The organism is Streptomyces sp. NPDC012888 (genome assembly GCF_042900645.1).
In the GTDB taxonomy this organism is placed as follows: domain Bacteria; phylum Actinomycetota; class Actinomycetes; order Streptomycetales; family Streptomycetaceae; genus Streptomyces.
Map to the genome: position 1 here is coordinate 154711 of NZ_JBIBBM010000020.1, position 24667 is coordinate 179377.

At 74.0% G+C, this 24667-nt stretch carries 24 protein-coding genes and 1 pseudogene; 20 read left to right on the plus strand and 5 right to left on the minus strand.

Going from position 1 to position 24667, the window contains the following annotated elements:
* Positions 1–47 precede the first annotated feature (47 nt).
* Entirely contained in the window at positions 48–593 is a 546-nt protein-coding gene (locus tag ACFY61_RS29600) for a YbjN domain-containing protein (protein WP_389476973.1), read from the plus strand.
* 8 nt (positions 594–601) lie between these two features.
* On the opposite strand, the gene ACFY61_RS29605 is transcribed toward ACFY61_RS29600, so the two are convergent.
* Both ACFY61_RS29605 and ACFY61_RS29610 read right to left on the minus strand, forming a co-directional pair.
* On the minus strand, positions 602–1831 hold the full coding sequence (locus ACFY61_RS29605) for a hypothetical protein (RefSeq protein WP_389476975.1): 1230 nt from the start codon (positions 1829–1831) through the stop codon (positions 602–604).
* Complete coding sequence (locus tag ACFY61_RS29610; RefSeq protein WP_389476977.1) at positions 1828–3018, minus strand: pyridoxal phosphate-dependent aminotransferase; 1191 nt, start codon at positions 3016–3018, stop codon at positions 1828–1830. The genes ACFY61_RS29605 and ACFY61_RS29610 overlap by 4 nt, the downstream gene beginning before the upstream one ends.
* Positions 3019–3145: 127 nt before the next feature.
* On the opposite strand from ACFY61_RS29610, the gene ACFY61_RS29615 reads away from it, so the two are divergent.
* The 12 genes from ACFY61_RS29615 to ACFY61_RS29670 all read left to right on the plus strand — a co-directional run bounded on the left by ACFY61_RS29615 (position 3146) and on the right by ACFY61_RS29670 (position 15244).
* Complete coding sequence (locus ACFY61_RS29615) at positions 3146–3421, plus strand: hypothetical protein (protein WP_389476979.1); 276 nt, start codon at positions 3146–3148, stop codon at positions 3419–3421.
* 302 nt (positions 3422–3723) lie between these two features.
* Entirely contained in the window at positions 3724–4245 is a 522-nt protein-coding gene (locus ACFY61_RS29620; RefSeq protein ID WP_389476981.1) for a DUF2617 family protein, read from the plus strand.
* Between the two features lie 153 nt (positions 4246–4398).
* Positions 4399–6060 carry a polyamine aminopropyltransferase gene (locus tag ACFY61_RS29625; RefSeq protein WP_389476983.1) on the plus strand — a complete coding sequence of 554 codons (1662 nt, stop codon included), beginning with the start codon at positions 4399–4401 and terminating at the stop codon, positions 6058–6060.
* Between the two features lie 63 nt (positions 6061–6123).
* Positions 6124–7020: an SRPBCC domain-containing protein gene (locus ACFY61_RS29630; protein WP_389476985.1), complete on the plus strand. Its 897-nt coding sequence runs from the start codon at positions 6124–6126 to the stop codon at positions 7018–7020.
* Between the two features lie 27 nt (positions 7021–7047).
* The gene (locus ACFY61_RS29635) at positions 7048–7830 is read left to right on the plus strand and encodes an aldose 1-epimerase (RefSeq protein ID WP_389476987.1); all 783 of its coding nucleotides are present in this window, start codon (positions 7048–7050) and stop codon (positions 7828–7830) included.
* Between the two features lie 9 nt (positions 7831–7839).
* On the plus strand, positions 7840–8379 hold the full coding sequence (gene pyrE / locus ACFY61_RS29640; protein ID WP_389476989.1) for an orotate phosphoribosyltransferase: 540 nt from the start codon (positions 7840–7842) through the stop codon (positions 8377–8379).
* A gap of 211 nt (positions 8380–8590) precedes the next feature.
* Positions 8591–9613, plus strand: a complete 1023-nt coding sequence (gene fbaA, locus ACFY61_RS29645) for a class II fructose-bisphosphate aldolase (RefSeq protein ID WP_389476991.1) — start codon at positions 8591–8593, stop codon at positions 9611–9613.
* A 157-nt stretch (positions 9614–9770) separates the two neighbouring features.
* Positions 9771–10535, plus strand: a complete 765-nt coding sequence (locus ACFY61_RS29650) for an SDR family NAD(P)-dependent oxidoreductase (RefSeq protein WP_389476993.1) — start codon at positions 9771–9773, stop codon at positions 10533–10535.
* A 78-nt stretch (positions 10536–10613) separates the two neighbouring features.
* Entirely contained in the window at positions 10614–11315 is a 702-nt protein-coding gene (locus ACFY61_RS29655; protein WP_389476995.1) for a ScbR family autoregulator-binding transcription factor, read from the plus strand.
* Positions 11316–11527: 212 nt separating this feature from the next.
* Positions 11528–12226: a BTAD domain-containing putative transcriptional regulator gene (locus tag ACFY61_RS29660; protein WP_389476997.1), complete on the plus strand. Its 699-nt coding sequence runs from the start codon at positions 11528–11530 to the stop codon at positions 12224–12226.
* A gap of 222 nt (positions 12227–12448) precedes the next feature.
* Positions 12449–12961, plus strand: a complete 513-nt coding sequence (locus ACFY61_RS29665) for a hypothetical protein (protein ID WP_389476999.1) — start codon at positions 12449–12451, stop codon at positions 12959–12961.
* A gap of 51 nt (positions 12962–13012) precedes the next feature.
* On the plus strand, positions 13013–15244 hold the full coding sequence (locus ACFY61_RS29670) for a helix-turn-helix domain-containing protein (protein WP_389477001.1): 2232 nt from the start codon (positions 13013–13015) through the stop codon (positions 15242–15244).
* Between the two features lie 22 nt (positions 15245–15266).
* Here ACFY61_RS29670 and ACFY61_RS29675 read toward each other — a convergent pair whose 3' ends face one another.
* A complete protein-coding gene (locus ACFY61_RS29675; protein WP_389477003.1) occupies positions 15267–16580 on the minus strand; it encodes an IS701 family transposase in 1314 nt (437 codons plus the stop codon).
* Between the two features lie 169 nt (positions 16581–16749).
* Between ACFY61_RS29675 and ACFY61_RS29680 the strand changes: the two genes are divergently transcribed.
* The 5 genes and pseudogenes from ACFY61_RS29680 to ACFY61_RS29700 form a co-directional block, all read left to right on the plus strand.
* Complete coding sequence (locus ACFY61_RS29680; protein WP_389477005.1) at positions 16750–17163, plus strand: DUF3151 domain-containing protein; 414 nt, start codon at positions 16750–16752, stop codon at positions 17161–17163.
* Positions 17164–17389: 226 nt separating this feature from the next.
* Positions 17390–18238 carry a tryptophan 2,3-dioxygenase family protein gene (locus ACFY61_RS29685; protein WP_389477007.1) on the plus strand — a complete coding sequence of 283 codons (849 nt, stop codon included), beginning with the start codon at positions 17390–17392 and terminating at the stop codon, positions 18236–18238.
* Complete coding sequence (gene kynU, locus ACFY61_RS29690; protein WP_389477009.1) at positions 18231–19433, plus strand: kynureninase; 1203 nt, start codon at positions 18231–18233, stop codon at positions 19431–19433. The genes ACFY61_RS29685 and kynU overlap by 8 nt, the downstream gene beginning before the upstream one ends.
* 187 nt (positions 19434–19620) lie before the next feature.
* The gene (locus ACFY61_RS29695; protein WP_389477011.1) at positions 19621–20499 is read left to right on the plus strand and encodes an alpha/beta hydrolase; all 879 of its coding nucleotides are present in this window, start codon (positions 19621–19623) and stop codon (positions 20497–20499) included.
* 154 nt (positions 20500–20653) lie between these two features.
* Positions 20654–20812 (plus strand): annotated as a pseudogene (locus tag ACFY61_RS29700) (DUF397 domain-containing protein); the annotation flags it as partial.
* On the opposite strand, the gene ACFY61_RS29705 reads toward ACFY61_RS29700, so the two are convergent.
* Together ACFY61_RS29705 and ACFY61_RS29710 are read right to left on the minus strand one after the other, a co-directional pair.
* On the minus strand, positions 20809–21273 hold the full coding sequence (locus tag ACFY61_RS29705) for a MarR family transcriptional regulator (protein ID WP_389477013.1): 465 nt from the start codon (positions 21271–21273) through the stop codon (positions 20809–20811). The pseudogene ACFY61_RS29700 and the gene ACFY61_RS29705 sit on opposite strands and share 4 nt — an antisense overlap.
* 124 nt (positions 21274–21397) lie before the next feature.
* Complete coding sequence (locus ACFY61_RS29710) at positions 21398–22243, minus strand: hypothetical protein (RefSeq protein ID WP_389477015.1); 846 nt, start codon at positions 22241–22243, stop codon at positions 21398–21400.
* A 166-nt stretch (positions 22244–22409) separates the two neighbouring features.
* Between ACFY61_RS29710 and ACFY61_RS29715 the strand changes: the two genes are divergently transcribed.
* Positions 22410–23666 carry a sensor histidine kinase gene (locus tag ACFY61_RS29715; RefSeq protein WP_389477017.1) on the plus strand — a complete coding sequence of 419 codons (1257 nt, stop codon included), beginning with the start codon at positions 22410–22412 and terminating at the stop codon, positions 23664–23666.
* Complete coding sequence (locus tag ACFY61_RS29720) at positions 23651–24304, plus strand: LuxR C-terminal-related transcriptional regulator (protein ID WP_389477019.1); 654 nt, start codon at positions 23651–23653, stop codon at positions 24302–24304. The genes ACFY61_RS29715 and ACFY61_RS29720 overlap by 16 nt, the downstream gene beginning before the upstream one ends.
* The last annotated feature ends 363 nt before the right edge of the window (positions 24305–24667 follow it).

Sequence of the window (24667 nt, forward strand, 5' to 3'; positions counted from 1 at the left end):
GGCGCGATGGGGGAGGATGACACCATCCGCACGAAGGGAAGTACACGGTGAGCATCGACCCGGCCTCGATTCCGAATTTCGGGGGACAGCCCGAACCGCAGGCCTCAGGACCGGCGGGCCCCGTCGTCCCCGACCAGGACCTGGTCAAGCAGCTGCTCGACCAGATGGAGCTGAAGTACGTCGTCGACGACGAGGGTGACCTCGCGGCGCCGTGGGAGGAGTTCCGCACCTACTTCATGTTCCGCGGAGAGGGCGAGCAGCAGGTCTTCTCGGTGCGGACGTTCTACGACCGTCCGCACGCCATCGACGAGAAGCCCCAGCTCCTCGAGTCGATCGACGACTGGAACCGCCGCACCCTGTGGCCCAAGGTGTACACCCACACCCACGACGACGGTTCCGTCCGCCTGATCGGCGAGGCGCAGATGCTGATCGGCGTCGGCGTCTCCCTGGAGCACTTCGTCTCCTCCACCGTCAGCTGGGTCCGCGCCTCCATCGAGTTCGACAAGTGGCTCGTGGACCAGCTCGGCCTGGAGAAGGAGATCGACTCCGCGCAGGACGAGGAGAAGGGCGACGGCGAGGGCGACGACGCCTGATCCCTCCCCTACAGCGGGAGCGGGGCGCTGAGCAGCAGATAGGCCCCGTACCCGGAGGAGAGCCCGGCCAGGGCGACGGTCACCGCGACCGCCGCCCGGGGCCGGGCACGCGCCATCGCGGCGGCCACCGGCAGCAGCAGCGGGAAGGCCGGCAGCAGGAACCGCGGCTTCGACTCGAAGAAACCGGCCCCGCCGAGAGTGATCACCATCAGCACCCCGGTGTACACCAGCAGCGGCAGCGGGGCCCAGGTCCGCACCAGCAGCACCGCCAGTACCAGGGACACCGCCACGATCACCGGCACCACCGTGGTGGCCAGCGGGGACCCCCGGGTCAGCACCCGCGCCACCGACCCGGCCAGCCCGCGACCGAAGTCGAAGTACGAACCCCAGTCCCGCTGCACGGCGAAGTAGCCGCCCAGCGGATCCCCCCGGCGCACCCCGACCGCCAGCAGGTACGCCGCCCAGCCCGCCGGGGCCAGCAGCCCGGCCGCCCAGACCCGCGCCGGAGCCCCCGGCCGCAGCAGCAGCTCGTACAGCGCGGCCACCGACACCGCGGCCGCCACGGCCACTCCGGTCGGACGGGTCAGGCCCGCCAGCACCGCCAGCGCGGCCGCCCACAGCCACCGCCCGCGCAGCACGGCGTACAGCGCCCACGCGGCGAAGGCGGCCAGCAGCGCCTCGGTGTAGGCGATGCCCAGCACCACCGAGTGCGGCAGCACTCCCCACAGCACCACCAGCAGCACCCCGGCCCGGGCCCCGGCGACGAGCTCCCCGACCCGGTACACCCCGACCGCGCCCGCCACCGCGGCCGCCCAGGCCGCCAGCAGCCCCGCGCCGGCCGGTCCCACGCCCGGAAGCAGCGCGCTGAGCAGGCGCATCAGCCCGGGGTAGAGCGGGAAGAACGCGAGGTCGCTCTGCACGGAGTCGATCGCCACCCACACCCGGGTGCGCCCGTACCCCTGCTCCGCTATCGCGATGTACCAGGCGGAGTCCCAGGACGCCCCGAGCACGGCGACCGGGTCCCGGCCCGCCCACCAGGCGCCGGCCGCGACCACCAGGACGCCCAGCGCCCGCACCGCCAGGAACACCCCGACGGCGAACAGGCCCGCGGGCACCCACAGGCCGCCGTCCTGCCCGCCGGTCTGCCCGTCGTCCTGCCCCCGGCGGCCGCCCCCGCGGCGCCCGGCCGTCTCCCGCCGCCAGGTCCCGGCGACGGACGTGCCCCCCGCCCCGGTCACAACCGGCTCAGTCGGGCGGCCGCTTCCTCCAGCACGTCGGTGCGCTTGCAGAAGGCCCAGCGGACCTGTGTCCGGCCGGCGTCCCGGTCGTCGTAGAAGACCGAGTTGGGGATGGCCACGACGCCGCAGCGCTCCGGCAGGGACCGGCAGAACGCAAGGCCGTCCTTCTCGCCGAGCGGGGCGATGTCGGTGGTGACGAAGTAGGTGCCCTGGGGGCGGTAGACCTCGAAACCGGCCGCGGCCAGACCGGAGGCGAGGATGTCCCGCTTGGCCGCCAGGTCGGCGCGGAACGACTCGTAGTAGGAGTCCGGCAGGGCGAGGGCCTCGGCGATCGCGTACTGGAACGGGCCGGAGGAGACGTACGTGAGGAACTGCTTCGCCGAACGGACCGCCGAGACCAGCGCGGGCGAGGCGGTCAGCCAGCCCACCTTCCAGCCGGTGAAGGAGAAGGTCTTGCCGGCCGAGGAGATGGTCACGGTGCGCTCGCGCATGCCGGGCAGGCCCGCCATCGGGGTGTGGGCGCCCTCGAAGACCAGGTGCTCGTACACCTCGTCGGTGACCACCAGCAGGTCGTGCTCCACGGCCACGGCGGCGATCGCGGACAGCTCCGCGGGGGTCAGGACGGCACCCGTCGGATTGTGCGGGGTGTTGAGCAGCAGAAGCCGGGTGCGGGGGGTGACGGCGGCCCGGAGCTCGTCGACGTCGAGGGCGAACTGCCCGTCGCGGGGCCGCAGCGTGACCGGGACGCGGGTCGCGCCGGCCATGGCGATGCACGCCGCGTACGAGTCGTAGAAGGGCTCCAGGGCGATCACCTCGTCACCCGGTTCGAGCAGGGCCAGAAGCGAGGCGGCGATGGCCTCGGTGGCCCCGGCGGTTACCAGGACCTCGGTGTCCGGGTCGTGGCGCAGGGAGTAGAAGCGCTCCTGGTGGGCGGCGATCGCGGCGCGCAGCTCGGGGACGCCGGGGCCCGGCGGGTACTGGTTGCCGCGGCCTTCGAGGACGGCCCGGGCGGCGGCCTCGGCGATCTCGGCGGGCCCGTCGGTGTCGGGAAAGCCCTGGCCGAGGTTGATGGAACCGGTCCGGGTGGCCAGCGCGGACATCTCGGCGAAGATCGTGGTGCCGAAGGCGGCCAGGCGGCGGTTCAGGTGGGGGCGACGACCGCCCGCGGGTGCGCTCATGACGGCCATCCTGCGCGGAACCTCTGGAGTTGCTCAAGTGTGCTTTGGGCCGCTGCGGGGACGGGCATCCCCACCGCACGCGGGAGGGGGATCCCGCACCTCGGGGGACCGAGGAGAGCGAAAGGGGGCGAGGTCCGTGTTCGAGGCCGTCGTCTTCGTCCTTTTCATCCTGCTGGTGGTCGGTGTGATCACCACCTTCGCCGTCTCGGCGGGCCGGCGCGGCGCCCACCGCCCGTCGTCCTCGTCGTCTTCCTCGTCCTCGTCTTCGTCCTCGTCGTCCTCCTTCTGGTGGGCGGACGGCTCCTCCGGCTCCTCCGGGTCCTCCTGCGGGGGTTCCTCCGGTTCCTCCGGGTCCTCCTGCGGGGGCGGCGGCGGTGGCGGTGGCGGCGGCGGGTGCGGCGGCGGGAGCTGATCGCGCGGGGCGTTTCCGCAGGCCCGGCGGTACCCGGAGGGTCCGGGCAACTTCCGCCGGGCCACCGGGCGTTGGGGCGAAGTGTTGAACACGTGAACTGGGTAGCCCCCGGAGGGATGTAAACCCCTTCAAGTTGGGTAAAAACGCTGTGAGTGCCGTGCCCTTCATGATTCCCTCGGTTGAGTAGACCAGTCCCCGGACCTCGCGGGACTTCCTGTGGACCCGAGCCGGTGACCCCTCACCCGTCGAGCACGCCGGCGGGGTTCCGGCCCCTCTCCCTCGCGCGTTTGCGGAGCCGACTCATGCTCACGACCCTCCAGACCACCTACACGGACACGCGTGCCGCCGACCTCGCCTGGGCCCTGGGCCGGGATCCGCTGCCCGCTCTGGCCGTACTGAACCTCGAACTGGCGAGCGCGAAGGTGGAACTGCGGCTCCTCGGGGCCTCCCACCAGGTGCTGCTGGAAGAGGGGCAGGTGCTCTGCTCCGAGACGGTGGCCTGCATCCCGGGCAGCAGCACGCCGCTGCCGCTCGGTGTCGCCAAGCGCGTCGGCGACTGGGAGTACGAGTTCGCCGCGCGCGTCGAGACCCTGTCCAAGGGCTCCTTCGCCGGGCGGGCGCAGGAACTGCTCGCCCTGGTCGCGGACCACCCGAACGGGCTGGCCGGCACCTTTCCGGGCGATCCGCACGCCTTCACCGCGATGCTCGCGCAGCGGCACGACGGCCAGGTCCGCTGGCGCACCTGGCACGCCTACCCACAGGAAGGGCAGCTGGTGGCGACCCGGACCAGGGTCGGCGTGCGGATGGCGGCGCCCGCGCTGTAGGCCGCGCCCGGGCAGCTTCCGGGGTGCGGGCGGACGTCCGCGCCGGGGCGCGCGATCGTTTCTGCACCGTTACTCCAACTGCCGGAGCGCTCACTCCAGTTACACCCATGTGGGTGACCGGGCGCGGGGATGCAGTGACGTACGGTTCGCTGCATGATCGACCGTTCCGTCCCCCGCGGGGTAGTCCCGGTGGTGCCGGCGCCGCGGGCCGCGGCGCCCGCCCGCCAGGCCGCCGCCCTGCCCGTACGGCCCCGGACCGGCCGACTCCTCGTCCTGGCCACCGTGTTCGTCTGCGCGGCCTGCGGACTCGTCTACGAGCTCGAACTCCTCGCCCTCGCCTCGTACCTCATCGGGGACTCCGTCACCCAGACCTCCGTGGTGCTGTCCGTGATGGTCTTCGCCATGGGCGTCGGCTCCCTCCTCGCCAAACGGCTCCGGGCCGCCCCGGCGGCCGGGTTCGCCGTGATCGAGGCCGTGCTCGCGCTGGTGGGCGGCCTCTCCGCGAGCGCCCTCTACGCCACCTTCGCCTGGCTGGGGGAGTCCCGGCCCGCCCTGGTGGCGTTCTCGCTGGCCATCGGAGTGCTGATCGGCGCCGAGATCCCGCTGCTGATGACTCTGATCCAGCGGATCCGCCGTCAGGACGCCGGGGGAGCCGTCGCCGACCTCTTCGCCGCCGACTACGTCGGTGCCCTGGTCGGCGGCCTGGCGTTTCCCTTCCTGCTGCTGCCCCTGCTGGGCCAGCTGACCGGCGCCATGCTCACCGGCATGGTCAACGCGGCCGTCGGCGGGGCGCTGGTGCTGTGGCTGTTCCGCCGCGACCTGAGCGCCCGGGCCCGCTGGCTGCTGCTGTTCGGGAACGCGGCCGTCCTGGCCGTGCTCGGCTCGGCGACCGCGCTGTCCGACGACTTCGAACGGGTCGCGCGGGCCGCCGTCTACGGCACCGAGGTCCGCCTCGCCGTACAGACCGGCGTGCAGGAACTCGTGGTCACCGGCCCCGCCGACGGGCCGCCGCGCTCCCTCGACCTCTACCTCGACGGACGGCTCCGGGTCAGCGGACACGACGAGCACCGCTACCACGAGGCCCTGGTCCACCCCGCGATGAACGGTCCGCACGCCCGGGTGCTGGTCCTGGGCGGCGGCGACGGCCTGGCCGCCCGGGAGGCCCTGCGCTACCCGGGGGTAACGGAGCTGACCCTGGTGGAGCTGGACCCCGGCGTGGTGCGCCTGGCCCGGACCGACCCGCAGCTGACCGCGCTCAACGGCCGGGCGTACGAGGACCCGCGGACCGAGGTCGTCACCGCCGACGCGTTCGGCTGGCTCCGTGGCCCGGGCGCCTCCCGCCGCTACGACGTCATCGTCTCGGACCTGCCCGACCCGGGCATCACCCCGAGCACCAAGCTGTACTCGCAGGAGTTCTACGGCCTGGCCGCGCGCGCCCTGCGCCCCGGCGGCCGCATCGTCGTGCACGGGGGGCCGCTGTCCACCCGACCCCGCGCGTACTGGACCGTCGAGGCCACCCTGCGCGCGGCGGGCCTGCGCACCACCCCGTACGCGGCGGGCGGCCGGAGGTCCGGGTTCGCCGCCGGCCCCGACCGCACCCCGGGGCGGGCCGGCACCGCGGCCGCGCCGCAGGACTGGGGTTTCGTCCTCGCCGGCCGCGGCCGCGCACCGGAGCCGGCCGTCGACCCCGCCGCGGGCCGGCTGCGCTCGCTGACCACGGCCTCACTGCGGGCCGCGTCCGAGGACGCGCGCCGGCTGCGGATCCCGGGGCTTCCCCCGTCGACGCTGCCGCACCCCCGCTACGCCTCGTTCTGAGCGGGGAGACACCCGCGGCTCCGGGCGGGTGCAAGGGGGCCCGGCAGCGCTAGGCTCGGGCCCATGGAGCATCAGGTGTTCGTCCCGGTGTCCGTGTCCGCCCTCCGCGCCGTGCTGCGCGATCCGGTCCGGCTGGTCCGCTGCGTGCCGGGACTCCAGCAGGACGCCGACGCGGAGGCCGGGCCGCTGGCCGGGCGGCTCCGGCTCCGCGTCGGCGGGAGCACCGTCACCTACCGGGGCGCGCTGGCGGTCACCGAACGGGACGAGGACACCTTCGTCGTCTCCGGCGAGGGCACCGAGGCGCGCGGCACCGGCAACGTCAAGGTCCTCGTGGAGCTGCGGCTGGCGCCCGCCGAGGGCGGCACCCGGCTGGAGTTCACCGCCGGGGCAACCGCCGAGGGCCGGGCCGCCGCCTTCGATCCGGTGGCCACCGTCACCACCGTCCAGCGGCTGCTGGACCGGGCCGCCGACCAGTTGCTGCGGGCCGCCGAGGACGGCAGGGCCGGCGCGGCGGCCCCGGACCGCTCCGACGACGCGTCCCGGGCGGGGGCCGGCACAGCAGACACTGCCGACACCGACACCGACACCGACGACACGGCGGACGTGGCGGACGTGGCGGACGCGGGGGCGGCACCGGGTCCCGACGGGCTGACCGGCCCGGGGTCGGTCTTCGAGGCCGAGGTGCCCCCCTCCTCCCTGGACCCCTTCCTCGGGGGCGATTTCGCCGCCGGCCTCGACGAGGAGTACCCCCCGGCCGAAGCCGCGCACGCCCGCCGCACCATGATCGGCCGCAGCGCGGAGGAGGTGGACCACGCCCCGCCGCGCGGTCGCTACGCGCCCGTACCCGCCCCGGACGCCACCACCACCGGCAGCGGTCTGCGCTGGCTGGCCCCCGCCGCCGCGGTCGCCCTCGCCGGCGCCGTGGTCGTCGGCCGCGCCCTGCGCCGCCGCCGGGTCTAGGCCGTCCGCAGCCTCTAGGGTCGGGGCATGACTACGCAACTGAGCGCCCCCGGCGTCGATGTGACCGTCGACCAGGAGAACGGCTGCCGCGTCAGCAGCCTGCGTGTGGACGGTACGGAGCTCCTGCGCCAGGGGGAGAAGTACGGGGCATTCCCGATGGTGCCGTGGTGCGGCCGGATGGAGCTGGGGCAGTTCCGCAACGGAGGTGTGCGGCACCAGATGCCGGTCAACGCCCCGCCGCACGCCATCCACGGATTCGGCCGGGACGCGGCCTGGCGGCCGGCCCGGGTGGAGAAGGCGGAGGCTGCGTTCGTCTACGACCTGGCCGACCCCTGGCCGTACAGCGGTCGGGTCACCCAGACCTTCGAGCTGACCGAGAACTCCCTGACCCTCGGCATGGGCATCGAGACCTACGACGACTCCTTCCCGGCCCAGGCCGGCTGGCACCCCTGGTTCCTGCGGAACCTGGGGCAGGGCGGCGACGTCCGGATCGGCTTCGACCCCGCCTGGCAGGAGGAGCGGGGGGACGACCACATCCCCACCGGGCGCCGCATCGACCCGCGGCCCGGCCCCTGGGACGACTGTTTCGGCATGCCGTTCGGCGTCGACGTCACCCTCACCTGGCCCGGCGCGCTGGAGCTGAGGATCACCAGCCGGGCCGACTGGGTGGTCGTCTACGACGAGCAGCGGGAAGCGGTGTGCGTCGAGCCGCAGTCCGGACCGCCGAACGGGCTGAACACCCTGCCCCGCCTGGTGACCCCGGTCGACCCCCTGGAGGTCGCGACCACCTGGACCTGGCGCCGCCCGTAAGCTGGCGGCATGAGTGACGTGCGTGGTGAGCTGCTCCAGCAGATCAAGGACAAGGCCGTGGTCCACGGCAAGGTGATTCTCTCGTCGGGGCGCGAGGCCGACTACTACATCGACCTCCGCCGGATCACCCTCGACGGCGAGGCCGCCCCGCTGGTCGGCCAGGTCATGCTCGACCTGACCAAGGACCTGGACTACGACTGCGTCGGCGGTCTGACCCTGGGCGCCGACCCGGTCGCGACCTCCATGCTGCACGCGTCCGCCGCCCGCGGCTCCCGCCTGGACGCCTTCGTGGTCCGCAAGGCGCAGAAGGCCCACGGCATGCAGCGCCGGATCGAAGGCACCGACGTCAAGGGCCGCCGCTGCCTGGTCGTGGAGGACACCTCCACCACCGGCGGCTCCCCGCTGACCGCGGTCGAGGCCGTCCGTGAGGCCGGCGGTGAGGTCGTGGCGGTCGCCACCATCGTGGACCGGGGCGCGGCGGGAGCCATCGCCGAGGCGGGTCTGGAGTACCTGACCGGCTACCAGCTCGAGGACCTCGGGCTGGCCTGACCAAGGGCCGGACAACCGGTGACTTTGGTCCCGCTCGCCGGACGAGGCGCTTGACCTGCGTCTTTCTCAGGGGCGGAGTGTTTCACGTGAAACGCTCCGCCACCGCGGGGTGGAGGGTGTGCCGGAGTCTGGAAAGATAGGCCCGACGGCGACGTCGCCCCCAGGTCAGGGCCAGTAACCAGACACTCCCGCACATCCAAGGAGCGGACAGATGCCCATCGCAACCCCTGAGGTCTACAACGAGATGCTCGACCGGGCGAAGGCAGGCAAGTTCGCCTACCCGGCCATCAACGTGACCTCTAGCCAGACCCTGCACGCTGCACTGCGCGGCTTCGCGGAGGCCGAGAGCGACGGCATCATCCAGATCTCCACCGGTGGTGCGGAGTTCCTGGGTGGTCAGCACAGCAAGGACATGGTCACCGGCGCGGTCGCCCTGGCCGAGTTCGCGCACATCGTCGCCGCGAAGTACGACGTCAACATCGCGCTGCACACCGACCACTGCCCCAAGGACAAGCTGGACGGCTACGTCCGCCCGCTGCTGGCCGTCTCCGAGGAGCGCGTCAAGGCCGGCCGCAACCCGCTGTTCCAGTCGCACATGTGGGACGGCTCCGCCGAGACCCTGGCCGACAACCTGGCGATCGCCCAGGAGCTGCTGCCCCGCGCCGCCGCCGCCAAGATCATCCTCGAGGTCGAGATCACCCCGACCGGTGGCGAGGAGGACGGCGTCACCCACGAGATCAACGACGAGCTGTACACCACCGTCGAGGACGCCATCCGCACCGCCGAGGCCCTGGGCCTGGGCGAGAAGGGCCGCTACCTGCTGGCCGCCTCCTTCGGCAACGTGCACGGCGTCTACAAGCCGGGCAACGTCGTCCTCCGCCCCGAGCTGCTGAAGGACCTCCAGCAGGGCGTGGGTGAGAAGTACGGCAAGACCAGCCCGTTCGACTTCGTCTTCCACGGCGGCTCCGGCTCCACCGAGCAGGAGATCGCCACCGCGCTGGAGAACGGCGTCGTGAAGATGAACCTGGACACGGACACCCAGTACGCGTTCACCCGCCCGGTCGCGGACCACATGTTCCGCAACTACGACGGTGTCCTGAAGGTCGACGGCGAGGTCGGCAAGAAGTCCACCTACGACCCGCGCACCTGGGGCAAGCTGGCCGAGGCGAGCATGGCCCAGCGGGTCACCGAGGCCTGCGCGAACCTGCGCTCCACCGGTACCAAGCTGAAGTAAGCGCGCACCACCCAGCCGGGGCCCTGGCCCGCCTGTCCCCCGACGGGCGGGACAGGGCCCCGTCTGCATGGAGCATACCCCGGAGTATTTTTTTCGGGTACGGGTCGGCCGCCGCCAACTCCCGCGGCCGGTCCGAACGTCACACCAAGGAGGGGTCATGGCAGAGCGTCTGCTCGAAGGCAAGGTCGCACTCATCACGGGGGCCAGCAGCGGCATCGGGGCCGCCGCCGCCAGGGTGTTCGCCCGGGAGGGTGCCCGGCTGGTCCTGGTGGCCCGCCGGGAGGACCACCTCAAGCGGCTGACCGGCGAACTGCGGGCCCAGGGCGCCGAGGCGGAGTACGCGGTCGCCGACGTGACCCTCCGTTCCGACACGGCGGAGGCGGTCGACCTGGCGGTCCGCCGGTTCGGGCGGCTGGACTGCGCCTTCAACAACGCCGGCTGGGGCCAGGGCCGCACCCCCCTGCACGAGATGGAGGACGAGCTCTACGACCGGATCATGGACGTCAACGTCCGCGGGGTGTGGAACTGCCTGCGCGACGAGCTCGCCGCGATGCTGTCCACCGGCGGCGGCGCCATCGTCAACAACAGCAGCGTCGCGGGCCTGATGGCCACTCAGGTGGCCGCTCCCTACGTCGTCGCCAAGCACGCGGTACTGGGCATGACCAAGGCGGCGGCGGCCGAGTACGCCGCCCACGGGATCAGGGTCAACGCCATCGCCCCCGGCACCACCCGCACCGAGGTGGTGGAGGCCTGGTTCGCGGCCGTGCCCGGCATCGAGGAGCAGGTCAACGCGGGCGTCCCGCAGCCGCGGACGGCCGACCCGGCCGAGATCGCCGAGGCCGCGGCCTGGCTGCTCAGCCCCCGCGCCTCCTTCGTGACCGGCGCGACGATGCCGGTGGACGGCGGCTTCACCATCGTGTAAGCCTGGACCCCGGAAACATACCCGGAGGTATGCGTGGGGACCGAAACACGGGCCGAGAGGCCCCAACCGGGAGCGCGGGTGTCCCAGGACCGGGCCCTGCGCACCCGCCAGGCGATCCTGGAGGCGGCCGCCGTCGTGTTCGAGAGCCGTGGCTACGACGCCGCGAAACTCTCGGACATCGTCGAGCTCGCCGGCGTCACCAAGGGCGCGCTGTACTTCCACTTCGACTCCAAGGAAGCCCTCGCGCAGGCGGTCATCGAGGTCCAGGTCGCCATCGAGCCCGTCCACACCCCGCAGCTGTTCAAGGCCCAGGAGTTCGTCGACGTCGGGATGATCTTCTCGCACCGGCTCACCCGCGACGTCCTGCTGCGCGGCAGCGCCCGCCTGACCCTGGAGCACGGCGGGCGCGGCCTCGACCGGGCCGCTCCCTACCAGGGCTGGATCGACCTGCACACCGCGCTGCTGACCCAGGCCCGGGAGCGCGGCGAACTGCTCCCGCACGTGGACCCGGCGGAGCCGTCCCGGCTGGTCGTCGGCTCGTTCGCCGGGCTCAACGTCATGTCGCACACGCTCGGACTGGACCTGGACCGTGAGGTGTCGGCCCTCTACACGAGCGTGCTGCCGGGCATCGTGGTGCCCGCCGTGGCGGTACGCCTCGACACCGCCCCGGGCCGCGGCGGCCGCGCGCTCCACGGCCCCGGCGGCGGCCCGCACACCACCGGGCCGTGCGGGTGCGAGGCCCGGCGACTGCTCGGACGGGCCGTCCCGGACACCCTCTGACGTACGCCCCGAAGGGCTTGAGGTACGTCACAACTCCCCCTGCACGGTGCGGAATCCCCCGCTCTGAGCAGGGGATTCTTTTTTGTCCCGGGGCACGCGGGCCGCTCCGGACGGGCAAGTGGAACCGGCCTTGTTCCCAAGAAAAAAACGTATGAGTACTATTTTTTTCGCGGGGCGAGGTCCCGCCATGACATCACCGGGGGGAGAGGTCTGTGGACATCGAGGTGCTCGGAGGACTCAGCGTTCGCGAGAACGGACTGGCCGTGGTGCCGGCCACGGCAGCCGCACGGCAGGTGCTCGCCGTGCTCGCCGCCTGCCCGGACCAGCTCGTACCCGCCTCGGTCCTGGCCGAGGAGCTCACCGAGCACGCCCCGGCCGAGGTGTCCCGTTCCCTGCTGCTGACCTGCGTACGCCAGATCCGCACGCTGCTCGCGGCGGCCGGCGACCCGGCGGCCCGCCGCACCCCGGAGACCGTCCTGCGGGCGGTGCCGGGCGGCTACCTGCTGGACACCGGCGGCGGCCGCAGCGACGTCCACGAGTTCGCGCGGCATGCCGGGGCGGGCTACCGCGCGATGGCCCGCGGCGACCACGAGACCGCCTCCCGGCGGTTGCGCGACGCGCTCGGGCTGTGGCGGGGGCCGGCCTTCGACGGGATCACGGCCGGCCCCCGGCTCACCGCCCGCATCGCCGGCCTGGAGGAGACGCGCGTCGCCGTCCTGGGCCAGTGGGTGGAGGCCCAACTCGCCCTCGGACGCCACCGGGAACTCCGCTCCGAACTGCACGCGGCCGCCTCCGGCCGGGCCCTCAAGGCCTACCGGGAACTCGTCGACGTGCTCGCCGCGGACTTCGGCCGGAGCCCCGCGGACGCCACCCGGGCGGTCCGCCGGACCCTCCTGCGGGGGGCCGCCTGAGGACCCGGACGGAATGCCGGCCGACGCCGACCAGGCCGGTGACAGCGCAGATCGACAGGTTCGCAGCAAGGCGGCGACACCGGCCCGGGGGGCCGGCGGGCGGCGACCGGACCGACGGACAAGGTGCAAGCCGAGATGAGGTGGACACACGGTATGGACAGCGGCGCGTACGACTCCGGCTGGGGCCGGTGACCTCGGCCGGCACGGCGAGGAACGGATCGGATGGCGAGAAGGACACCGCTGATCGCGGTGGTGCACAGCGGCCGGCTCGGCCGCGTTTCCCCGCAGGCCTACGCCGCTCGCGACGGAGTGGCGGAGGCCGGCGTGCGCAGCGTGCTGGTGGACGTCGAGAGCATCGGCGAACCCCAGTGGGCCCTGCTGGAAGCGGCCGGGGGCTACGTCCTCGGCGCACCGCTGCCGGAATGTGAGGCCCTGCGGCGTGGAACCTGGCAGGGCAAGCCCGCGGCCGTCTTCGTGGACGGACACGGCCCGCGGCACCTCCGCGGTTCTCCGTACGGGGCGTACGACGCCTACGAACGGCAGCGCGAGCTGGAGGCCTTCGTGCACCGGCTCGGCATGCGCGAGACCGCGCCCGAGGTGCTGCCCCTGTGGTACTCCGACTGCCACAGCGAAGCGGCCCTGGACTCCGTCCGGCGGCTGGGCACCGTGGTGGCCGGAGTGCTGCGTACAGCAACTCCCCCGCTGCGTTGTTCACTTGACCGCGATCGATCGTGAACCTAGGTTCGAACGGCTTGATTCCGTAGGGGAACGGAAAGCAGGGGGGGAATGGACACGGCACGGGGGACCGACGGCACCGGCACGCCCGCCACCGCCCTGACGGGCGAGGCGGCCCCGGGCCCGGACCGGCCGGGCCCTGCGCCGTACGCCGTGAACACCCCCGCGGAGCCGCCGTGCCCGGCCCACGCCCCGTCGCAGGGCCCCGCCCCGGCCGCTCCCGACCGGCCGGATCCGGACGCCGGGCAGCTCCCCGCCGCACTCGCCGCGACCACCCCCGTGCGGCTGGAACCAGCCGATTCCCACGCCGCGGCCCAGCCCCCTCCCACCCCGGCCGAACCGCCGGCCCAGCCCCAGCCCGGGCCCCAGCCCGCACCCGCGGCCGCCGCAGCGCCGACCCCGGCCCCGCCCACCGCGGCCGAACCCGCGGACACCCCGGACACCCCGGTCATCCCGGACACCCCGGTCACCGCGGGCACCCCGGTCACTGCCGGCACCGCGGTCGAACCGGCGGGCACCTCCCTGGCCGCCGTACTCGTGGACACCGCCCACGACCTGGCCGCCCCCTACGACCCGGACACCGTGCTGCGCATGATCGCGCGCCGGGCCCGCCGCCTGCTCGGCCTCGACCTGGTCCACATCAGCTTCGAGCGCCCCGACGGCACCAGCTACATCCGCGTCTCCGACGGCGAGACCAGCTCCTACCACCTCGGCATGGAGCTCGGACACTGCCGCGGCGGCCTCGGCGGGCTCGCCCGCCGGCGCCGGGCCCCCGTCTGGACCGCCGACTACCTCGCCGACCCGGCCCTCCCGCACACCCCGGCCGTCGACGAACTCGTCCACGGCGAAGGCGTCCGCGCCGCCATCGCGGTCCCGCTGCGCCACGGCAGCAGCGTCCTCGGCGTGTTCTACGGCGCCAACCGCCACGAGCGCCGCTTCAGCCCCGGGGAAGTGGGCCTCCTGCTGCCGCTCGTCGACCTCGCGTCCGTGGCCGCCGAGAAGGCCGCCCGCAACGAACGCACCCGCGACGAGGTCACCGAGCTGGAGCACTTCAGCTCCGCCACCCACACCACCCTCACCCGCGTCCGGCACCTCTGGAACTGCCACGCCCGACTCGCCCGGCTGGTCCTGGACGGCACCGGCCTCGGCCCCCTCGCCCGCGCCACCGCCGACGCGCTGGACGGCGTGGTCCAGGTGCGCGACCCCGGAGGCCGGCCGCTGACCTCCTCCGAAGCCTTCCCCCAGCTCGACGAGTCCGCCGTGGCCCGCGCCGCGCTGCGCGCGCACACCGAGGGCCGGCCCGCCGAACTGCCCGGTGACGTATGGGTGACCGCCGTGACCGCCGGCGCCGAGGACCTCGGCGTCCTCGTGCTCTGCGCCTCCGCGCCGCTCACCGAGGAAGACGTCCGCCTGCTGGAACTCGCCGCCCTGTCCGTCGCCTCCCTCATGCTGATCCAGCGCGGGACGGCCGCAGCCGAGGGCCCCGTACGCGACGAACTCCTCCAGGAACTCCTCGACCGGGGCCCGCGCACCGACCTCACCGCCCACGGCGACCACCCCGACCGCGCCGACCGTTCCGACGCCCACCTGTACGAACGCACCCGCCGGCTCGGCATCGACCTCGACGCCCCGCACACCGTGGTGGTGGCCCGCCCGGAGGGCGGCGACCTCGGCAAGGCCGTCGCCTGGGCCAGCTCCTACGCGTACCGGATGGGCGGACTCAAGGGCGTCCGGCGCGGCTGCATCGTGCTGCTGCTCCCCGGAGCCGACGCCTCCGACGCCGCCCGCCAGGTCTCCGCCGAACTCTCGCCGCTGCTCGGGCACCCCGTCTCCACCGGGGCCGCCGGCCCCACGGCCGGTGCGTTCTCCGTGGCCCGGGTGTACGAGGAGGCCGCGCGCTGCCTCGACGCCCTGACCGCGCTCGGCGGCGCCGGCGGCAGCGCCTCGCTCAGCGAACTCGGCTTCGTCGGACTGCTGCTCTCCGCCGACCACGACGTCGACGCGTTCGTCAACTCCACCATCGGGCCGGTGCTGGAGTACGACGCGGCCCGGATCACCGAACTCACCCGCACCCTGGAGGCGTACTTCGACTCCGGGGGCAGCCCCACGCACTCGGCCGAGGCGCTGCACGTCCACGCCAACACCGTCTCGCGGCGGCTGGAACGCATCACCGAACTCCTGGGCGAGGGCTGGCAGAAACCCTCCCGCGCCCTGGAGATCCAGATGGCCCTGCGGCTGCACCGCACCCGCCAGGTGCTCCGCCCCGACCCAGACCGCCACTGAGCCCACGGCCCGGGCCCGCCGGTCAGGCCCGGCCCGGCCCCAGCAGCTGGCTCTCGGCCATCGCGCGCGCCGCGTGGGCCACCGAGGCCATCGTCACGTGCCGGTGCCAGCCCGGCAGCGAGCGGCCGGAGAAGTCCCGCATGCCGATCTCCTGCGCGCTGGTCGCGGACGCCACCGACACCCGCCGGGCCTGCTTGCTCAGCCGCAGCAGCACCGCCGGAGCGGGCCGGATCAGGTCGGTGATCCACAGCTCGGCCGGCGGCCGGCCCGGCTCGGTCCACTCGCCGACCAGCATCAGGTGGCGCCGGCGGGCCGCCGACGGGTCCGGGATCATCACCCGCACCGCCGCCACGTACGTGGTGCGGCGCTCACCCGGCCGCTGCGGGTCGGACCAGTCCACCGGCGTCCGCAGCCCCCGCACGTTGTGCAGTACGTTGCGGGCGGCCAGCGTGCCCACGCCGTACCCCGGCACGGCCGGGTCGGTGACCACCAGCCGGGTGGCCGGGTCGATGCGGGCCAGCACCGGCACCCTGGCCTCGGCGAACCGGTTCATCGTGGACCGGGTGCCGATGCCCCGGACGTCCAGCACCACCGGCCGCGGCGCGAGCCCGGCCTGCCGGACCGTCTCCAGCACCCCGGTCACCGCGCAGTCCTCGTACGCGTCGTACGTCTCGTACCCCGGGCCGCCCGGGAACGCCACCGGCCGCTCGGCCCGCGCACCCGGCCCCTCCTCCGGCAGCCGCAGCCGCCACCCCACCGGGGTGACCAGCTCGGGGCAGCCGAACCACACGCCGAAGGCCTGCTGACCGCGGAACATCTGCCCGCGGTGCGGGTCGAAGTGCCGGCCCGCGCCCACCGACTGCTCCCCGCCCTTGGGGATCGCCATGGGCTGCGCCACCCACGCGGTCAGCGGCGCGCTGGCCCCCAGGTACTGGGTCAGCTCCGCCCGGATGGGCTGCCAGTCCCAGGTCGAGTCGGAGATGAAGTGGTGCAGGCTCTGCTCGGAGGCCGGCCCGCCGGTCTGCAGCGCGATGTTCCGGATCGACTTGCGGCCCTCCGCCGCCAGCAGCCCCCGCACGTACAGCCGGGCCTTGTCCCGCTGGTCGCGCCGCCGCAGCGAACGGAACACCGCCGCGCACAGGTCCTCGGCGGCCTCGTGCACCGGGTCCTGCCGCAGCGCTCCCCGGCTCCGGCGGACCACCGGGCCGCCCGCCGGGACGGCCGTCGGCGGGGCCAGCGGTACGTGCCCGGGCACCGGCATCGGCCTCGGCACCGGAATCATCCGTACGGCGGTCTGGGACGCGGGCACGACGGTCTCTGCGACTACAGCGGTCACGGCTCTCCCCCTCCAACGACTGGCAGGTACACGTTCGGTCGGAGGACCGGTACGGGGGGAGGTGGGCCGGACACCAACCTGAGCCCTCCGGTGGTGGGGAGGCCACACCACGAAGCGTCCACACGCCCCTCACCGGCGGTTCCCTCCCCCGTGCAGCAGACTGGGCACCATGGCCATTCACGAGAACCTGCTCGGGGGACCCGCCCCGACCCACCTGCCCGACGACCCGGAGCCCCGCACCGCCCTGGCCGCCGGCACCGATCCGGCCGAGGTGGCCGCGAAGTACCCCTCCTCCTCGCTCGCCTGGGCCCGCCTCGCCGACGACGCCTTCGAGGCCGGCCGCGCCGTCGAGTCGTACGCCTACGCCCGCACGGGCTACCACCGCGGCCTGGACGCCCTGCGCCGCGCCGGCTGGAAGGGCCACGGCCCGGTGCCGTGGGAGCACGAGCCCAACCGCGGCTTCCTGCGCGCCCTGCACGCCCTCGCCCGGGCCGCCCAGGCGATCGGCGAGCAGGAGGAGTACGAGCGCTGCTCCACCTTCCTCCGCGACTCCTCGCCGACGGCGGCCGACACCCTCGGCTGACCTCCCGCTGACCTCCCGCTGACCTGCGGAAGACCGTCGGCTGACCTGCGGAAGACCGCCGGCCGGCCCCCGGAGGGTGGTGCGCGGAACGGCGCGAAGGTGGCGCTGCTCACACCCCCCACCCTCCGGGATGCGGGCATATGATGCGGGCAGGGGACCGGGGCTCCACTTTTCCCAGCAGGAAGGAGCGGACCGCTACCCGGAAGTTCGTGTCGAGGAGACAGCGATGTCGCATTCCCTTGATGCCTCCGGAGCCGGCGGTTCGGACACCCCGAACCTCGACTTCGCGGGCACGACCCCGTACGAGGACTACGTCCAGGCGGACGTCCTCACCCACCTCCAGCACCCCCGCTCGGACGACCCGGGCGAGATGGTCTTCCTGGTCACGACCCAGGTCATGGAGCTGTGGTTCACGGTCATCGTCCACGAGTGGGAGACCGCCGCCCGCGCCCTGCGCGAGGACCGGATCGAAGTCGCCCTGGACGCGCTGAAACGATCCACCTACGAGCTGGAATCCCTCAACGCCTCCTGGCGGCCGATCGCCCAGCTCACCCCCGCCCAGTTCAACGCCTACCGCGCCGCCCTCGGCGAGGGCTCCGGCTTCCAGTCGGCCATGTACCGCCGGATGGAGTTCCTGCTCGGCGAGAAGTCCGCCTCCATGCTCGTCCCGCACCGCGGCGCGCCCCGCGTCCACGCGGAACTGGAGAAGGCCCTCCACGAGCCCAGCCTCTACGACGAGGTGCTGCGCCTGCTGGCCCGCCGCGGCCACGCCATCCCCGACGGCGTCACCGAGCGCGACCTGTCCCGCCGCTACGAACCCGCGCCCGAGGTCGAAGCCGCCTGGACCGCGATCTACTCGGACCGCGACCAGCACGGCGAACTCGTCCGCCTCGGCGAAGCCCTCACCGACGTCGCCGAACTCGTCTGGCGCTGGCGCAACGACCACCTCGTCGCCACCCGCCGCGCCATGGGCGCCAAGACCGGCACCGGCGGCTCCGCCGGCGTCGCCTGGCTGGAGAAGCGCGCCCAGAAGAACGTCTTCCCCGAGCTGTGGACGGCCCGCAGCCATGTCTGAGACCCCCCTCTCCATACGCGCCGAGCTCCTCGACGCCGAGGACGGGCTCGGCAAGCTGCGCGACCGGTTCACCCTGCCCCCGGGCGTCGTCTACCTGGACGGCAACTCGCTGGGCGCCCTCCCGGCCGCCGTCGGGGACCGCGTCGCCGACGTCGTCCACCGCGAATGGGGCGAGCTGCTCATCCGCTCCTGGACCGAGAGCGGCTGGTGGACCGCCCCCGAGCGGATCGGCGACCGGATCGCCCCGCTGGTCGGTGCCGCCCCCGGCCGGATCGTGGTGGGCGACTCCACCAGCGTCAACCTGTTCAAGGCCCTGGTCGCCGCCGCCCGCCTCGCCGTCGCGGACGACCCCGGCCGCGACGAACTCCTCGTCGACGCCACCACCTTCCCCACCGACGGCTACATCGCCGCCTCCGCGGCCCGGATGACCGGCCTGCGCCTCGTCCCGGTCGAACCGGCCGCCGTCCCCGGCGCCCTCGGCCCGCGCACGGCCGTCGTCCTGCTCAACCACGTCGACTACCGCACCGGCCGCCTGCACGACCTGCCCGGCCTCACCCGGGCCGTGCGCGCGGCCGGCGCCGTGTCCGTCTGGGACCTCTGCCACAGTGCCGGAGCCCTCCCGGTCGGCCTCGACGAACACGGCGTCGACCTCGCCGTCGGCTGCACGTACAAGTACCTCAACGGCGGACCCGGCGCGCCCGCCTACCTGTACGTCGCCGAACGCCACCAGGCCGCCTTCGACTCCCCGCTCCCCGGCTGGAACTCGCACGCCGAGCCCTTCGCCATGAGCCCGGAGTACGTGGCCGCCGAAGGCCCGCGGCGCGGCCGGGTCGGAACCCCCGACATCCTGTCCATGCTGGCCCTGGAGTCCGCCCTGGACGTCTGGGACGGGGTCTCGCTGGCCGAGGTGCGCGCCAAGTCCCTCGCCCTGACCGACTTCTTCCTCGAATGCGTGGACGCCTACGTCCCGCCCGGCCGGGTCGAGTCGGTCACTCCCACCGCACACGCGGAGCGCGGCAGCCAGATCTCGCTGCGCTGCGAGGACGCCGCCGGGGTCATGGCCGAACTCGTCCGCCGCGGGGTCGTCGGGGACTACCGTGCCCCCGACGTCCTGCGCTTCGGCTTCACCCCGCTGTACGTCGGATTCGCCGACGCGGAGCGGGCCGCCCGGACGCTGGGTCACATATTCGGGTGACGGGCCGCCGGCTGCGGCGGGGCGGGCGGAAACGTCCCGCCCCGCCGCAGCCGCGGACCGCCCGTCCGAACCGCGCCCCCGCCCTGGCCGGAATCCGCCGATCCGGGCTCCCCGGGGGCTGGTACCGTCCCGCTGCCCGGAACACGTGTCCCAGCAGTCCCCCGCGTACCGAAGAGGTGTCGACCCGATGACGGACCCCGCAGTGGAACGGGACGCCGCCGAGGAAGCCTCGGCCTTCTCCCACCCGGCGGTCCCGCCCGACGCCACCGCCGCCTACGGTGACCACCCCGACCAGGTCGTCGACTTCTACGCCCCCCGCACCGGAACCGGCCCGGCCCCCCTCGTGGCCGTCCTGCACGGCGGCGCCTGGCGCGCCCCCTACGACCGCCTGCACATCACCCCCTTCGCCGACTTCCTGGCCCGCCAGGGCTTCGCCGTCGCCAACATCGAGTACCGCCGCGGCAGCGCCCTGCCCCACCAGGGGGCCTCCGCCCCGGTCGCCGGCCGCTGGCCCGACACCTTCGACGACGTCGCCGCCGCCCTCGACGCCCTCCCCGCCCTCGCCGCCACCGCGCTCCCCACCGCCGACCCCCGCCGCACCGTCCTGACCGGCCACTCCGCCGGCGGCCAGCTCGCCCTCTGGGCCGCCGCCCGGCACGTCCTGCCCCCGGACGCCCCCGGCACCTGGCGGCTGCCCTGCCCGCCGCAGCTGCGCGGCGTGGTGGCGCTGGCCCCCATCGCGGACTTCACGGTGGCCGGGGAACTCGCCGTCTGCGGCGGCGCCTCCGAGCAACTCCTGGGCGGAGAAGCCTTGTTCACGGCACGCCGGCCGTACGCCGATCCGGCGGCGCTGCTCCCGACCGGCATCGCGACCGCGATCGTGCACGGCAGCACCGACATCGTGGTCCCGGTCGCGGTCTCCGACGCGTACGTCGACGCCGCGGCGAAGGCGGGCGAGACCGTCGGGCTGACCCTGCTGGCCGACGTCGGTCACTTCCCCCTGATCGACCCGGCGGCGGACGCCTGCGCGGTGGTCGCGGAGGAGATCGCCCAGCTGGCCTGGTGAAGCAGCAGCCCGTGCACGAAGCGGTGCCCGTCGGTGGCCGGGTGCCGCCAGGCCAGCGGCCAGGTCCGCCCGTCGACCGCGGGCACGGGCACGAAGCCGGGCCGCGTCACCCCGGGCGGCCAGGGCCGGTGGGAGGCGCTGCCGACGTCGACGCAGCGACGGCGGCGGCGGTGACTGCATCGAGGTCGCCGCCTGCCCCCACACCGTGCACGTGCGCGACTCCAAGGCCACCCCCGCCGGCCCCACCCTCGCGGTGGCCCCCCACCACTGGGCCGCGTTCACCCGCTGGGCGGCGGCCGAGGGCATCCGCTAGACCGCGCCGCCCGCGTTGCGGATCAGCCGCTGGAGCACCTTCATCGTGATGACGTAGTCCGCGTCGTCGATGCCCTCGTGGAGCGCGGCGCGGATCGCGGGCGCGTTGCGCGCGAGCTCGACGCGGGCCTGCTCCCCCGCCTCGGTGAGCCACAGCCGGCCCTCCGCGTCCCGGGTCAGCCAGCCGCGTACCAGGAGCACCTCGGCCTCCGCGGCCAGATCGTCCTCGGGCCGGAGGTAGGAGGCCATGGCTTCCCTCAGCTCGGGAACCGTCATCCCTTCCCCGTCGGCCGACAGATCGTTCACCGAGAGATTGCGCAGCAGCCAGAACTGGGGCTGGGTGTAGCCCTTCTCGGTCATCCGGGCCCGGGTGAACGCGATGAGCGCCTCGTAGGCGAGACCGGTCCAGTACGCGGCGGGCTGTCCGGCGAGTTCGGCGTCGGAGAGCTGCTGGGTGGTCATGGGATCCCCTCCTGGTGCTTCGGTGCGGAGCCCCCCGTAATGAGGGCCATGCGAAGACCGTAGGAGCTCAAGTGCGGTTGAGGGCAAGAGCCCGCCGGCACGGGAACGGGCACGGCGCCCGGCCTCATCCGCCGGGCGGGGGCTGGGGCGGGGGCGGCGGCGGCTTCGCCTGTGGCCTCTTGGGCGTCAGCAAGGTCGTCAGCAGCGTTCCCACCGCGATCAGCACCACGCCCAGCCACCACACCTCGTCGTCGAAGACCAACACCGCGATCCCCACGGGGATCAGCAGCCCCGCCAGGACCAGCACGAACTCGCCCGCGCCCGGGGGATCCGGGCCGGGCGCACCGGCCTCCCGCCGCGCCCGGGCACGGGCGACCTCCGGGTACCAGACCGTGAACTTCAACGCCGCCACGATCGCGAAGATCTGGATGATCCAGCCCGTCCACAGGTTGTCGGGGTTCCGCAGCACCAGGTCGCCGAAGGCGCCCGCGACCGCCGCGACCAGGAAGGCCAGTCCCCACGCCGCCGTGATGATCCGATTGGTCCGCAGGAACGCGGGCGTGTCCCAGTACGCCGGATCCACCTGCTCACGCGCGTACTGGATGGTGAACGGCACGCCCACGGCGATCGAGCCGAAGGCGATCACGGTCAGGGCGATGTTCGACACCTCACCCGCGTACGTCTCCAGCCACCGCAGCGTGCCCTCGCCCGCCATCGCTCCGATGACCGCCATGACCGAGAAGAACACCACGTCGGCGATCTCCAGCAGCTTCCACGAGCTGCCCCGGTGCACCACCCGGCCCACCACCACCAGCACCACCGCCGAGAGCAGGGCCAGCCCCACCGCGAACTCGAACCGGCCCGGTCCGACGAGCAGCGAGAAGATGATCCACGGCGCCATGCCGACGACCGGGTTCTCCAGGAACCCGGCCACCCCGCCCTCGGCGGCCCCGTGCGCCTCGGTCCTCACCCCTCCAGCCTGCGCACGGCGCGCCGCCATCCGCCAGTCGGGTGAGTGGGGGTGTACCCAGGTACACCCCCCGCCGGGGGTCCCACCCCAGTGATCTCCACGGACCGACGACGGAGACTTGGGCGGGAAGGGGCGGAGGGGCCGCTCGGGGAGGACCACGGACCACATGAAGACACGCAGCTCGCTGCGGGCGGCCGGGCGGGGATTCCTGCTCTCCCTGCAGGCCCTCCCGGTATCCGCGGCCCTGTTCACCGTGACCATCACCGCGATCCTGCTCCTCCCCGTCGGCGGCTTCTTCGCACTGCCCGCCCTGCTGGGCGCCGTACGCGCCCACGCAGGCCGGCGGCGCGACCTGGCCGCCGCCTGGTCCGGCGTGCGGATCGAGGCGGCGTACCTGCCGCTGCCGGAGGTACGCCGCGGCGGAGCCCTCGGCGTGCTCGAACGGTCGGCGGCCCTGTTGCGTGACCCGGCCACCTGGCGCGACCTCGGCTGGCTGTTCGTGGACATGTGGGCGGGCTGGGTCACCGCCTTCCTGCCGCTGGCACTGTTCTTCTCCGCGCTGGAGGGCATCGCCCTCGCGGCGGGCCTGTGGCGGGTGCTGGCGGGGGACACCGGCACCTACTGGTACGCCTTCGTGCCGGTCGACGGGCAGGCCACCGCCCTCGGCGCCGGCGCCCTGGGCATCGTCGTCCTGCACCTGGCGATGCGGAACGGCGACCGGTTGCTGCGTGCGCACTTCCTCCTCACCAAGAGCCTGATCGGCCGACCGCTGACCGCCGAACTCGCCCAGCGCATCGACCGGCTGGAGGAGACGCGGTCCGACGCCGTCGACGCCTCCGCCGCCGAACTCCGCCGCATCGAACGCGACCTCCACGACGGCGCCCAGGCCCGCCTCGTCGCCATGGGCATGCACCTCAACACCATCGAGGCCCTCGTGGAGAAGGATCCCGCCCTGGCGAAGCAACTCCTCTCCCAGGCCCGGCAGAACTCCGCCGAAGCACTGTCCGAACTGCGCGACCTGGTCCGCGGCATCCACCCGCCCGTCCTCGCCGAACGCGGCCTCGGCGACGCCGTGCGCGCCCTCGCCCTGAGGCTGCCCCTGCCCGTCGAGGTCGACGTACGACTCCCCGGACGGGCCGACGCGCCCGTCGAATCCGCCGCGTACTTCGCCGTCAGCGAGGCCCTCGCCAACGTGGTCAAGCACGCCGCCGCCGACCGCGCCTGGGTGGACATCAGCCACGCCGACGGCTCCCTCCGCGTCACCGTCACCGACGACGGGACCGGCGGCGCTGCGGCCGGGCCGGGCACCGGCCTGGCCGGGATGGAACGGCGGCTGGGTACGTTCGACGGTGTCCTGGCCGTCAGCAGCCCCGTCGGCGGCCCCACGATGGTGACGATGGAGATCCCTTGCGTGTTGTCCTAGCCGAGGACCTCTTCCTCCTGCGCGACGGACTCGTGCGCATGCTGGAGGCGTACGGCTTCGAGATCGCGGCGGCCGTCGAAAGCGGTCCCGAACTCGCCCGCGCCCTCGCCGAGACGCAGCCGGACGTCGCCGTGGTCGACGTCCGGCTCCCGCCGTCCCACACGGACGAGGGCCTCCAGTGCGCCCTGGAGGCCCGGCGGGCCCGGCCCGGACTGCCCGTCCTCGTCCTCTCGCAGCACGTCGAGCAGCTGTACGCGCGGGAGCTGCTCGCCGACGGCGCCGGCGGCGTCGGCTACCTCCTCAAGGACCGCGTCTTCGACGCCGAGGAGTTCACCGGCGCGATACGCCGCGTCGCGGCGGGCGGAACGGCGATGGACCCGCAGGTCATCTCCCAGCTCCTGTCCCGGCGGGGCCAGGACCGGCCGATGACCCGGCTGACCCCCCGCGAACTGGAGGTCATGGAGCTCATGGCCGAAGGCCGGTCCAACGCGGCCATCGCCACCCGACTGGCGGTGACGGAACGCGCCGTGGCCAAACACACCTCCAACATCTTCGCCAAACTCGCCCTGGAGGTCTCGGACGACGACAACCGCCGCGTCCTGGCGGTCCTCGCCTACCTCGACCGGGGCCGCCCCTGACGGCGGGGGTGGCCGGGGGGCTCCCGTCGGGGCGGCACCGAACGGATCCCGGGCGGGGGTGGGGGTGGGTGGGCCTGCCCGGGCGGGACCTGGATCCGGGGCGGGGGTGGGGGTGGCTGGGCCTGCCCGGGCGGGGGCACGGATTGCGGGTGGGGGTGGGGGTGGGTGGGCCTGCTGGGGCGGGAGCTGGATTCCGGGCGGGGGTGGGGGTGGCTGGGCCTGCTGGGGCGGGGGCGTTGGGTGCGTCGGGGTGGTTGCCCGTCCGTCCCATCGTCCTTCCGGGGCGTGGGGGGGGGGGGCGGGGGGGGCCGCGGGGGGCGCCGGCCCGGGGGGCCCCCGCCCCCCCCCCCCCCCCCCCCCCCC